Here is a 12195-nt window from a genome sequence, read left to right on the forward strand (position 1 = left end):
CTACGGAACGGAAGCGGTTACCGGCGGCGACGGCACGGACACCCTGAAGCTGGCTTCCAGCGTCACCGGCAACGTTACCCTTGGTACGAGCATTACCAACATCGAAACGGTGGACCTCAGCGCCATCACTGACACCGTGACTGGGGTGAACCTCACGGGCTTCACCTCCGCCACCACCTATGACCTGGGCGACACCTTTGCGGGCGCTGCCACGGTCACCGGCGGCGCTGGCAACGACACCTTTACCGTGGGCACGTTGTCTGAAGACGGCACGGTTTCCCTGGCCGGCGGCGACGGCAACGACACCTTCACCGTGGGCGCTGTGACCGACGCTCTGACCATCAACGGCGGCGCTGGCACGAACACCCTGGAGCTGGCTTCCAGCGTCACCGGCAACGTTACCCTTGGTACGAGCATTACCAACATCGAAACGGTGGACCTTAGCGCCACTACTGGGGTGAACCTCACGGGCTTCACCTCCTCCGCCACCACCTATGACCTGGGCGACACCTTTGCGGGCGTTGCCACGGTCACCGGCGGTTCGGCGGCCGACACCTTCGAGGTGAAGACCACCGACACAGGTGCCGTCAGCCTCAATGGCGACGGCGGCGGCGATACTTACAAGCTCCAGGTCAACGGCTACAACAAGGTGACCATCACCGGCACGGCGGGCAGCAAGGATACCGTTGACTTCTTCGGTGTGACTGCGACTACGGCAGATCTCACCAATGTAAACGGCTCTGGCGTGTACGCCAGTACGGATAGCAGTGGTAATTTGCTGCTGTCGTTTGATAGCGCTGGATCAAGTTTTCTGGCGTTTGCGTCGGTCTCAGGTAATGATGATGAAGACACCATGAACTTCAAGAACGCTGATGGTAGCGTGCAACTTGCTGGTGTTGACTTGAAGGATGTTGCTGACTTGACCTTGCAGAACGGTACATGGACTCAGCTGAAGTTCACCGTTACCGGGGGCACCACCACCTACTCCGGCGTCACCGCCGCCTAACCCCTAACCCCAAACCATAAATCACAAATCAGGGCGTCCGCATCCACCAGGGTGCGGACGCCCTTTTGCGCCCGCGGTTTGCCCCGCCGCCCGCGGTTTTGCCCCGCACCCCGCCGCCTGTACCCTGACCGAGGGCTTGTTTGCCCTGTGGGCACGGTGCGGCGTGCGCAGCAGCTCGGCACCGCACACGCAATTGGGTAAGGTCAGGTTTGCCCTGCGGGCATGGTGTGGCGTGCGCAGCAGCTCGGCGTCGCTATGCGATATGTTTGCCCTGCCGGGCATGGTGTGGCGTGCGCAGCAGCCGGCACCGCACACGCAATTGGGTTTGCCCTGCGGGCATGGCGGTGTGTTTTCTTTATTTCGTTTGGGTCGCCTCCGGCGCGGGCAGGGGGTCAAGGGCGGGGCTGCGCCCCCCCTTAGACCCCCTACAACCCCCATAACCCCCCCTTGCAGATCGCCTTACCCTGATGGCCCGGCTGGTGGGACGCGCCCGCTGCGCGGATGCGTCCCAAGGCCGGGCGCAACTGCCGCCAGCCCTACAGCCCGAATCTGCTCCCGTGTCCCGCGCCCCACAGCCCCGGCGGCGCGCAGGGTAACAGCGCGCTGGCCGCAGGCTTTCCGTAACTTGCGGTTGGGCGGCAGCCCGGCTATGCGCGGCGCGGCTGGGGTGCGCCGCTACGCGACCGCACCCCTTTATGCCGCGCTCAACTGCCGGGGGGAAAGACATTCGTGCTTATTATGGGAACGGGTGTCGTGATTCCGGGGAGCCAGTGAGGGATTATCGTGGTGCTGGGGATGCCGGGAAAGGGCCACGGAAAGGATTGTCGTGATTCCGGGGAGCCAGGGAGGGATTATCGTGGTGCTGGGGGATCTGCCAAGTGCGGCGTTGGGATGGAAAGGGAGTATCCCAGGGCTGCCGCGCAACTGTCAGGGGAAGACAATCGTACCTATGGGAAGGGGCGCCGCAGCGCATGGCACTAATACAAATGGCCAGGGTACGCCCTGCGCGTTGCCTGAGAAGGATAACGTTTTTTGAAGGGGATGGGGGGGCGTGGGGGGGCAGGGGAAACTTTTGTTCACAAAAGTTTCCCCTGCCCCCCCACAAAAATTCTCCAAATAACGCAGCTCAGCGCACCTGTGCCAGGTGGAGCCGGATGACGGCCCGCTGGAGGGCGGCTTCGGCGCGCACCATATCCACGGCCTCATCGTGGCTGGTCAGGCGTTTTTCGGCGCGTTCTTTGGCGGCCATGGCCCTGGCCGCGTCGATATCTTCCGCCAGTTCGGCCGATTCCGCCAGCACGGTCAGCACGTCGTTATTCACATCGGCAAAGCCGCCGGAGATGAAGACGTGCTCTTCCTTACCGTCCGTTTTGTAGCGCAGGCCCCCGATTTTGAGGGCAGAGAGCAGGGAGACGTGCTTGGGCAACACGCCGAATTCGCCCTGCACGCCGGGGCATACGGCCATCTCTACCGGGCAGCTGACCACGGTTTTGTCCGGCGTTACCACTTCCAGTTGCAGCGTACCCATACGCACTCCTTCGCTGCCGCCTGTCCTGCCCGGCCCGGAGCCTTGCGGCCCCGGACCGGCGGCGGGACAGAACGGTTAGTTGCCTTCTTCCTGCTTGCGCTTTTCGTACTTGGCCACGGCCTGGTCGATGCTGCCGAGCATGTAGAAGTCGCCTTCCGCCAGGTGGTCGTACTCGCCGTCCAGAATACCTTTGAAGCCCTTGATGGTGTCTTCCAGATTCACATACTGGCCGGGCGTGCCCGTAAAGGTTTCGGCCACATGGAAGGGCTGGGAGAGGAAGCGCTGGATGCGCCGGGCCCGGGCCACGGTGAGCTTGTCTTCGTCCGAAAGCTCGTCCATGCCCAAGATGGCGATGATATCCTGCAGTTCCTTATACTTCTGCAGCACCATCTGCACGCGCCGGGCCACGCTGTAGTGCTCCTCGCCGACAACCTCAGGGGAGAGGATGCGGGAGGTGGAGTCCAGCGGGTCCACGGCGGGGTAGATGCCCAGCTCCGCAATCTGGCGCGAAAGCACAAGGGTGCCGTCCAGGTGCGAGAAGGTGGTGGCCGGGGCCGGGTCCGTCAGGTCGTCGGCGGGCACGTACACGGCCTGCACAGAGGTGATGGAGCCCTCTTTGGTGGAGGTGATGCGCTCTTGCAGGGAGCCGAGGTCCGTGCCCAGGGTGGGCTGGTAGCCCACGGCCGAAGGCATGCGGCCCAGCAGGGCGGACACTTCCGAACCGGCCTGGGTGAAGCGGAAGATGTTGTCAATAAAGAGCAGCACGTCCTGGTGCTCCTCATCGCGGAAGTATTCCGCGCAGGCCAGGGCGGTAAGGGCTACGCGGGCGCGGGCTCCCGGAGGCTCGTTCATCTGCCCGTAGACCAGTGTGGCGCGTTCCAGCACGCCGGCTTCCTGCAGCTCGTTGTAGAGGTCGTTGCCCTCACGGGTGCGCTCGCCCACGCCGGCGAAAACCGAAGAGCCGCCGTGCTGCTTGGCGATGTTGTTGATCATCTCCATAAGGATAACGGTCTTGCCCACGCCTGCGCCGCCAAAGAGGCCCATCTTGCCGCCCTTGGGGAAGGGCACAAGCAGGTCCACCACCTTAATGCCCGTTTCCAGCAGCTCCACCTTGGTGTTCTGGTCGGTGAAGGCCGGGGCGGGGCGGTGGATGGGGTAGTACTTTTCGGCGTTGATGGGGCCGAGCTCGTCCACCGGGCGGCCGATGACGTTGAGAATGCGGCCCACAGAGGCCTTGCCCACGGGCACCATGATGGGCTTGCCCGTATCCACCACATCCATGCCGCGCACCAGGCCTTCGGTGGCGTCCATGGCGATGGTGCGGACCACGTTGTCGCCCAGGTGCTGCGCCACCTCACAGATGAGGTCAGGGGCGTCGCTGTTGTTCGGGTTATGTATCTCCAGGGCGGTGAAGATATTCGGCAGGTTGCCGTCGCTGAACTCAACGTCCACCACGGCGCCGATAACCTGAACGATTTTACCGATATTTTTGCTCATGTCTGGCTCCTTAACCATTCAGCGCTTCAGCGCCGCCGACAATGTCGATGAGTTCGCTGGTGATGGAAGCCTGCCGCGTCTTGTTGTAGAGCAGGGTCAGGGAGTTGATCAGCTCGTTGCAGTTGCGCGTGGCGTTGTCCATGGCGGTCATGCGGGCGGCGTGCTCGCTGGCCGAGGTATCCAACAGGCCACGGTAAACCTGCACCTTCACATAGCGGGGCAAAAGCTCCGCCAGCAGCTGTTCTTCCTGCGGTTCGTACACGTATTCGCAGCGGGCTTCACCGGCCTGCTCTTCGCTCTCTGCGGCCTGCGGGGTCTGCAGGGGCAGGAGGCGCAGGCTCGCCGGCGGCTGGTGCCCCATGGACACAAACTCGCCGTACACCAGCCACACCTCGTCGAGGGCCAGGGTTTCGTAGCCGTGGATGACCTCCTGGGCTACGGAACTTGCCAGAGCAAAGTCTATGCTGCCCATGCGGTCGCCATAGGCCGTGGCAATGGCATGCCCGGCCGTGCGGGCGGCGTCGCGGCCCTTACGGCCCACGCACACGAAGCGCACCTCCATGCCTTCGGCGGCTTTTTCCTTGGCCAGCCTGAGCGCCGCGGCAATGATGTTGCCGTTGAAGCTGCCGCACAGGCCGCGGTCGGAGGTCACCAGCACAATGGCGCAGTGCTTCTTTTCCTCATGCTCTGCCAGCAGGGGGTGGGCGTTGCCCTCCACCTTGCGGGCCAGTTCGGCCAGCACGTCGCGGTATTTCTCCGCGTACGGCCTGAAGCGCTCGATGCGGGTCTGGGCGCCGCGCAGCTTGGCCGAGGCCACCATATTCATGGCCTTGGTTATCTGCTTGGTCTTGCCGACCCCCACGATCTTCATCTTGACGTCTTTGAGTGAAGCCATGCTTTTCTCCCGTCGTTAGGGGGCCCTAGGCCGTCCAGCCCTGTTTGAAGGCTGTAATGGCCTCGGTCAGCGTTTTCTCCACTGCCTCGTCAATGACCTTTTTATCCTTGATGGCGTCCAGCACGTCCTTCCTGGTATCGCGCAGGAAGGTGAGCATCTCGGCTTCAAACTTGCGCACGGATTCCACCGGCACGTCGTCCATGTAGCCGTGGGTGGCGGCGTAGATGGAGGCCACCTGTTCCTGGGCGGGCATGGGCTGGTACTGGGGCTGCTTGAGCAGCTCCACCAGGCGCGCGCCGCGCTCCAGCTTGGCCTTGGTGCCTTTGTCCAGATCCGAGCCGAACTGGGCAAAGGCCGCCAGCTCGCGGTACTGGGCCAGGTCCAGCCGCATGGTGCCGGCCACCTGCTTCATGGCCTTGATCTGGGCCGCGCCGCCCACGCGGGACACGGAAAGGCCCACGTTGATGGCCGGGCGCACGCCCGCGTTGAAGAGGTTCGGCTCCAGGTACACCTGACCATCGGTGATGGAGATCACGTTGGTGGGGATGTACGCGGAAACGTCGCCCGCCTGGGTTTCAATGATGGGCAGCGCCGTCATGGAACCCGCGCCCAGCTTGTCGCTCACCTTGGCCGCGCGCTCCAGAAGGCGCGAGTGCAGGTAAAAGACGTCGCCGGGGAAGGCTTCACGCCCCGGAGGACGACGGAGCAGCAGGGACATCTGGCGGTAGGCCACAGCCTGCTTGGAAAGATCGTCGTAGATGATCAGGGCGTGCTTGCCGTTATTGCGGTAGAATTCGGCCATGGTGCAGCCGGTGTAGGCCGCAATGTACTGCAAAGGCGCGGGATCGGACGCGGTGGCCGAAATGATGGTGGTGTACTCCAGCGCGCCGTAGCGGCGCAGGGTATCGGCCACCAGAGCGACGGAGGACTTCTTCTGGCCGATGGCCACATAGAAGCAGTGGATGTCCGTCTCTTTCTGGGCCAGGATGGCGTCAATACACACGGCGGTTTTGCCCGTCTGGCGGTCGCCGATGATGAGCTCGCGCTGGCCGCGGCCGATGGGCGTCATGGCGTCGATGGCCTTGAGACCCGTGGGCATGGGCTCGTGCACGCTCTTGCGGGCGATGATGCCGGGGGCCTTGATTTCCACCGGGCGGACTTCTTCGGCCTCAATGGGGCCGAGGCCGTCGATGGGCTCGCCCAGCGGGTTGAGCACGCGGCCCATGACCTTGTCGCCCACAGGCACGGAGAAAATCTTGCCCGTGCGTTTGACCGGATCGCCTTCTTTGATGCCCACGTCCGGCCCGAGCAGCGCCACGCCCACGTTATCGGCTTCCAGGTTGAGCACCATGCCCATGACGCCGCCGGGAAACTCCAGCAGTTCCATGGACATGGCGTTCTGTACGCCATACACGCGGGCGATGCCGTCACCGACGTAGAGCACGGTGCCGGTCTCGCTCATTTCTACGCGCTGCTCGTAGTTTTTGATTTGATCCTCAATGATCTTGCTTATCTCTTCCGCTTTGATCTGCATGTGCTATTCACCCCTCTTGAATGTCTCCCGAAGGATTCCCAACTGCGCGCGCAGACTTGCGTCCAGCACCCGGTCCCCCAGCTTGAGCACCATTCCCCCCAGTATGTCTTTATCCACGGCAAAGGTGAGCTCTATGTCCGCGCCGGCCTTTTTTTGCAGGGCGTCTTTGAGTTTGGCCTTTTTGTCGTTGGAAAGTTTCACCGCGGTGATGCACTGTCCGCGGAGGATACCCTTGGCCTCGTCCAGCATCTTGCCGTACCAGGCCGCAATTTCGTCAAGGAAGGCGAGCCGTTCCTTGTCTGCCAGCAGGAAGCAGAAATTGCGCATGGTCTGGTCGGCCTTGAGCTTATCCAGCAGTTTGCCAAGCACCGCCTTTTTTTCTTCCACGCCGATGACCGGGCTTTTGAGGGTCTGGCCCAGGTCCGGCGCGGCGGCCAGCATCTCGCCCAGTGAGGCAAGACACGCGCCGCGGGCGCTCAGAGCCTGCTCCCCTTCCTCCTTGCCCAGGGCGAAGATGGCGTTGGCGTACCTGCGTGCAACCACAGTGTTGATCAATGGAGCACCACCTTGTTAAGCGAGTTGGCGATCAGTTTCTCGTGTTCTTCCGCCGTGAGGCGCGAGCTCAGGGCCTTGGCCGTGGCTTCCACGATTTCGTCGGCGATGGCGGCGCGCACCTGGGCGAACACGGCACGACCCTCGTTTTCAGCGGTAAGGCGGGCCTGTTCCACAATCTGGGCCGCCTGGCGCTGCGCCTCTTCCACAATGCCCTGCTTCAGGGTTTCGGCCTGGGCGCGGCTTTCGGCCAGAATGGCCTCCCGCTCGGCATTGAGGTTGGCGATGCGCGTCTCTACCTCGGCCAGCTGGGCCTTGGCCGCGGCGCGGCGCTGCTCAAGCCCGTCCAGCGAATCTTTGATGCCTTGGCGGCGGTTTCTGAAAAAACGCTTGGCCAGCCCGCCCACAAAGTACCAGAGGATACCCGCAAAAATCACGAAGTTGAGCGCACGCCAGCCGAAGTCGCTCCAGCGCGGCGCCGCATGCCCCTCGTCGGCCCACGCCGCCTGGGGCAGCAGGGCCAGCGCCGCAACGACGCAGAAAAGCGGCAGGATAAAACCCGCGTGTTTCCATTTGCTCAAAGCCCACCCCCTCGGTCAAACAGTTAGCCATGCGCCGCAAGCGCCCCGCGCGCCCCGGCGAACCACCCCTAGCCCTTGAGCAGCCTGTCGGCCAGCCGTGTGGAAAGGCCGCCCACCTGCCCGCGCAGATCCGCAAGGGTTGCGGCGGCCTGGGCCTCCAGCGCGGCGCGCGTCTCGGCCAGAATGTCGCGGGCGCTCTTTTGCGCCGCGCCCACAATCTGCTGCTGCTCCGCCGCTCCGGCCTCCCGGCCTTCTTCGCGCTTGGCCCCGGCGTCCTGACGGGCGCGGGTCAGCTCGGCCTCATAGTTGGCAAGGCGCTCCGAAGCCTGATACTCAAAGGAGCCGGCTTCTTCTTCCATGCCTTCCAGAATGCCGTTGCGCTTTTTGATGATGGCCCGGATCGGCCGGATAAGGAGGATGTTGAGCACATACACCGCGATAAAAAAATTCGCCAGCTGAAACAGCAAGGTGATATTCAGGTCCAGCATGCCGCGTCCTCCTCAAACGATGCGGATTGAAGGAAAAAAGTGTAAGCCCTTGCAACATATCCGCTCGCCCCTGTTCTGTCAAAGGGTATTGGTGACAAATTTCGCAAACTCCCCAAAAAAAATTTTTGTAGCCTCCAAAATGGGCCTGAAACGCACGTTTGCGGGGGGAGTGCAGACCCTGGCCGGCCCTGTCGCGCATTTTCACAAACCGTTACTATTGTTCTTTGTCTGCAAAAGTGCGGGGTGCGGTCGCCCGGCGCGTGCGCGCCCCGCGCGGCCGGACTGGCATCACAGTATGCGCGCCGCCGCTGGCGGGTCTGCATGGACAAGGAAGAGAAAAAACGGTATAATTTTTTTTACGAAGCCAAGAGACCGCTGCCGGATGCGGATCGGAAAGGAGTTTATATGTTGCACGTTCGCATAGCCGTCCTGGCGGCGGCCCTGGCGCTGGGCCTGGCGCAGGGCCAGGCCCTGGCGGAGGAGGGCGGCGTCACGGCCCGCAGCGTCTTTGCCCTGCTGCCGGCCAGCATTTTTGAAAACACGCCTGAGGGCCTTACCGCCGCCGAAAAGCAGCAGCTGCTCACGGCCGGGCATTCGGAATTCTGGGAAATTGCCGGGGAAACTGAAGATGTGCTGGTGTTCGCCTCCCTGCCCTTCCGGGACGCGGCCGTGGCCCTGCGGCTCTTCCGCCATGTGCGCGACGGCGCGGTGGAGGCGGCCGTGGGCACCCTGGGCGGCCCCGTCTGCACCCTGGAGCTGTGGCGGGTGGACGCCACAGGCCGGGCCGTGCCCGCAGATACGCCCCCGGAGCCGGACGTGAGCGAGTTTCTTGCCCCCGGGCAGAAGCTGCCGCCCGACGTGCGGGCCACGGTGATGCTCTGCCTGGGCCTGGGCGGGCTCAAGGCCATGCCCTTATTTTGGACCAGCACGGGCATGGCCCATGTGCCGGTGGCCAATACCGTGAGCTACCAGTGGAACGGCGCTTCCTTTGAAAAGCGGGTGGCTCCGGCCGAGGAGTAGGGCGGGCGCGGGGCGGCTTTGTCCGCCGCGCGGGCGGCGGTTGCGTCCTGTCTGCGCCCCGGTTCGCCTTGGCGGCGGGCGCGCCTGCGGGGGGCGCATTGCCAAGTCGGCCCGGATGTCTTACTTAAGGGGGCTGCCGCCGGGTTTCAGGGCGGCAGCGCGGCGTCGCGCCGGTTTTGCGTCGGCGGCGTTGCGCATCCCGCCATCCTGAGGAGACCCCATGTTCGGCTTTCTTTTCAAAAAAATCTTCGGCAGCAAAAACGAGCGCTATCTGCGCCGGTTGCGGCCTCAGGTGCAGCGCGTCAACGCGCTGGAAGACCAGATGCGTCAGCTGGAGGATGCGGATTTTCCCGCCCGCATCGCGCAGTACAAAACGGCCGTGCAGGATCAGGGCCAGGATCTGGACGCCCTGCTGCCCGAAGTCTTTGCCCTGGTGCGCGAGGCCGCGCGCCGGGTTCTGGGCATGCGCCACTACGACGTGCAGCTGGTGGGCGGCATGGTGCTGCACAAGGGCAAGATCGCCGAGATGAAGACCGGCGAGGGCAAAACCCTGGTGGCCACCCTGCCCGTGGTGCTCAACGCCCTTACGGGCAAGGGCGTGCATGTGGTGACGGTCAACGACTACCTGGCCCGCCGCGACGCCCAGTGGATGGGCAAACTCTACGGCTTTCTGGGGCTCAGCACGGGCGTCATCATCCACGATATGGACGATGAAGAGCGCAAGGCCGCCTACAACGCCGACATCACCTACGGCACCAACAACGAATTCGGCTTCGACTACCTGCGCGACAACATGAAGTTCTACGCCAGCCAGCTGGTGCAGCGCGGCCACAACTTCGCCATTGTGGACGAGGTGGACTCCATCCTCATTGACGAGGCCCGCACGCCGCTGATCATTTCCGGCGCGGCGGACGAATCCGTGGACATGTACCGCACGGTGGACGACGTGGTCTGCCGGCTTACGCCGGAGCACTACACCATCGACGAAAAAGCCCGCACCGCCATGCTTACGGACGCGGGCGTGGCCCGCTGCGAAGAGCTGCTCCAGGTGGACAACCTCTTTGATCCGGCCAACATCACGGCCCAGCATCACGTCATGCAGTCCCTCAAGGCGCACCTGGTCTTCAAGCGGGACGTGGACTACATTGTCCAGAACGACCAGGTGGTCATTGTGGACGAATTCACCGGCCGCCTCATGGCGGGCCGCCGCTATTCCGACGGCCTGCACCAGGCCCTGGAGGCCAAGGAACACGTCACCGTGGCCGCGGAGAACCAGACCCTGGCCTCCATCACCTTTCAGAATTACTTCCGCCTGTACGACAAACTTTCCGGCATGACCGGCACCGCAGATACCGAGGCCGTGGAATTCCACCAGATCTACAATCTGGAGGTAGTCTCCATCCCGCCCAACAGGCCCATGGTCCGCAAGGATTATCCGGACCTCATCTACCGCAGCCGGCAGGAGAAGTTCGACGCCATCGCGAACGCCATTGTGGAGTTGCATAAGCGCGAGCAGCCCGTGCTGGTGGGCACCATCTCCATTGAAACTTCCGAGATGCTTTCCCAGCGCCTGACCAGGCTGGGCATCCCCCACAGCGTGCTCAACGCCAAACAGCACGAGCAGGAAGCGGAAATCGTGGCCCAGGCCGGGCAGAAGGGCAAGGTGACCATCGCCACCAACATGGCCGGCCGCGGCACGGATATCGTGCTGGGCGAGGGTGTGGTGGAGCTGGGCGGCCTGCACATCCTCGGCACGGAGCGCCACGAAAGCCGCCGCATCGACAACCAGCTGCGCGGCCGTTCGGGCCGCCAGGGCGACCCTGGCTCCTCCCGCTTCTATCTCTCGCTGGAAGACGACCTCATGCGGCTGTTCGGCTCGGACCGCATCAAGGGCCTTATGGAAAAGCTGGGCCTCAAGGACGGCGAGGCCATTGAGAACGCCATGGTCACCCGCGCCGTGGAAAGCGCCCAAAAACGGGTGGAGGCGCACCACTTCGAGATCCGCAAAACCCTGCTGGACTACGATAACGTCATGAACCAGCAGCGTGAGGTCATCTACACCCTGCGGCGCGAGCTCATGGTGGAGGCCGACCTTACCCCGGTGCTGGACGAATTTATGGGCGACGTGCTGGACGACGTCTACGCGCCCCTGGCCCGCGCCGGCGCCGACGGCGCCCAGGACCTGCGCGAGGCCGCCCTGGGCCGCCTGCGCGACATTTTCAATCTGGAGCGCGCCCTGCCCGAAGGGGCCCGCCTGCCCGAACGCGAAGAGTGCGACCCCCTGGTCCGCGTCCAGTTCGACCGCCTGCGGGAAGAAGCCGGGGCCGGCTACCAGGACATCCTGCGCTTCTTCCTGCTGGAAGAGCTGGACCGCTGCTGGAAGGAGCATCTGCGCAACATGGACGCCCTGCGCGACGGCATCGGCCTGCGCGGCTACGGCCAGCGCGACCCCAAGCTGGAGTACAAGCGCGAGGGCTTTGAAATGTTCCAGGCCATGCTCTTCCAGATCCGCGAGAGCGTGTTCCGCACCCTGACCCGCGTGCATGTGCGGCTGGAAGAGGCCGCAGCGCCGGACGCCGCCGCGGACGCTGCAGACGCCGCGGGCGCGCCCGAACCGGAAGGCACGCCCCTGGCCCGCCAGTACCGGCACAAGGAGGATACAAGCCTCTCGTATTCCGCGGGCGGGGAAGTGGAGGCGGCCGCGCACAAGCCCGCCAAGGCCGCGCCGCGCATCGGCCGCAACGATCTCTGCCCCTGCGGCAGCGGCAAAAAATACAAAAAATGCTGCGGCCGGGGCAAATAACCAGGCGTTTTTCCTCTGATCTTCTCCCGCGGGCCTTCCTGACCAGACCGCAGGCGTAAAGCCGCGGGCTTGGCGGCCCTGCTCCTCACCGATTGCCGACCTTCCAGTGCGGCGCGCCCTTTTGGGGCCGCCGCGCGTCCGGAGGTTCCCATGTCCCTGCGTTTTCCTTCCCTCGCGGCCCGTTTTTGCCGTTTTGGGGATAACGTACGGTATTTTTCGCACATTTAAAAAATGGAAGTAGCCCGCCAAGTTGGTTAGGCTTTGGTTAAGCAAAACCACCCAAGCAACAAG

Annotated in this window: 10 protein-coding genes; 3 read left to right on the top strand and 7 right to left on the bottom strand. The window is 63.7% G+C overall.

Features of this window, described 5'->3' with window-relative positions:
• Positions 1–1006 (top strand): hypothetical protein (locus BLS55_RS12145; RefSeq protein ID WP_218970751.1); only part of this gene is annotated, 1006 nt, incomplete at its 5' end.
• A 1126-nt stretch (positions 1007–2132) separates the two neighbouring features.
• Here BLS55_RS12145 and BLS55_RS11555 read toward each other — a convergent pair.
• The 7 genes from BLS55_RS11555 to BLS55_RS11585 form a co-directional block, all read right to left on the bottom strand.
• Positions 2133–2534, bottom strand: coding sequence for a F0F1 ATP synthase subunit epsilon (locus tag BLS55_RS11555; RefSeq protein WP_092155365.1), 402 nt, complete (start codon positions 2532–2534; stop codon positions 2133–2135).
• A gap of 75 nt (positions 2535–2609) precedes the next feature.
• Positions 2610–4031, bottom strand: a complete 1422-nt coding sequence (gene atpD, locus BLS55_RS11560; RefSeq protein WP_092155367.1) for a F0F1 ATP synthase subunit beta — start codon at positions 4029–4031, stop codon at positions 2610–2612.
• Between the two features lie 10 nt (positions 4032–4041).
• A complete protein-coding gene (locus tag BLS55_RS11565; RefSeq protein WP_092155369.1) occupies positions 4042–4926 on the bottom strand; it encodes a F0F1 ATP synthase subunit gamma in 885 nt (294 codons plus the stop codon).
• A 25-nt stretch (positions 4927–4951) separates the two neighbouring features.
• Entirely contained in the window at positions 4952–6460 is a 1509-nt protein-coding gene (gene atpA / locus BLS55_RS11570; RefSeq protein ID WP_092155371.1) for a F0F1 ATP synthase subunit alpha, read from the bottom strand.
• A 3-nt stretch (positions 6461–6463) separates the two neighbouring features.
• Positions 6464–7015 carry an ATP synthase F1 subunit delta gene (atpH, locus tag BLS55_RS11575; RefSeq protein ID WP_092155372.1) on the bottom strand — a complete coding sequence of 184 codons (552 nt, stop codon included), beginning with the start codon at positions 7013–7015 and terminating at the stop codon, positions 6464–6466.
• Entirely contained in the window at positions 7012–7593 is a 582-nt protein-coding gene (locus BLS55_RS11580) for an ATP synthase F0 subunit B (protein WP_092155374.1), read from the bottom strand. The genes atpH and BLS55_RS11580 overlap by 4 nt, the downstream gene beginning before the upstream one ends.
• Before the next feature lie 68 nt (positions 7594–7661).
• The gene (locus BLS55_RS11585) at positions 7662–8081 is read right to left on the bottom strand and encodes an ATP synthase F0 subunit B (RefSeq protein ID WP_092155376.1); all 420 of its coding nucleotides are present in this window, start codon (positions 8079–8081) and stop codon (positions 7662–7664) included.
• 405 nt (positions 8082–8486) lie between these two features.
• On the opposite strand from BLS55_RS11585, the gene BLS55_RS11590 reads away from it, so the two are divergent.
• Together BLS55_RS11590 and secA are read left to right on the top strand one after the other, a co-directional pair.
• Entirely contained in the window at positions 8487–9101 is a 615-nt protein-coding gene (locus BLS55_RS11590; RefSeq protein ID WP_257243244.1) for a hypothetical protein, read from the top strand.
• Positions 9102–9321: 220 nt separating this feature from the next.
• On the top strand, positions 9322–11904 hold the full coding sequence (gene secA, locus BLS55_RS11595) for a preprotein translocase subunit SecA (RefSeq protein ID WP_092155378.1): 2583 nt from the start codon (positions 9322–9324) through the stop codon (positions 11902–11904).
• Positions 11905–12195 lie beyond the last annotated feature (291 nt).

It is taken from the genome of Desulfovibrio legallii (genome assembly GCF_900102485.1).
Classification (GTDB): domain Bacteria; phylum Desulfobacterota; class Desulfovibrionia; order Desulfovibrionales; family Desulfovibrionaceae; genus Desulfovibrio; species Desulfovibrio legallii_A.

Excerpts from the sequence above, each read along its gene's own strand:
- BLS55_RS11555 (WP_092155365.1), bottom strand. The coding sequence starts at position 2,534 with ATGGGTACGCTGCAACTGGAAGTGGTAACGCCGGACAAAACCGTGGTC.
- atpD (WP_092155367.1), bottom strand. The coding sequence starts at position 4,031 with ATGAGCAAAAATATCGGTAAAATCGTTCAGGTTATCGGCGCCGTGGTG.
- BLS55_RS11565 (WP_092155369.1), bottom strand. The coding sequence starts at position 4,926 with ATGGCTTCACTCAAAGACGTCAAGATGAAGATCGTGGGGGTCGGCAAG.
- atpA (WP_092155371.1), bottom strand. The coding sequence starts at position 6,460 with ATGCAGATCAAAGCGGAAGAGATAAGCAAGATCATTGAGGATCAAATC.
- BLS55_RS11585 (WP_092155376.1), bottom strand. The coding sequence starts at position 8,081 with ATGCTGGACCTGAATATCACCTTGCTGTTTCAGCTGGCGAATTTTTTT.
- BLS55_RS11590 (WP_257243244.1), top strand. The coding sequence starts at position 8,487 with ATGTTGCACGTTCGCATAGCCGTCCTGGCGGCGGCCCTGGCGCTGGGC.
- secA (WP_092155378.1), top strand. The coding sequence starts at position 9,322 with ATGTTCGGCTTTCTTTTCAAAAAAATCTTCGGCAGCAAAAACGAGCGC.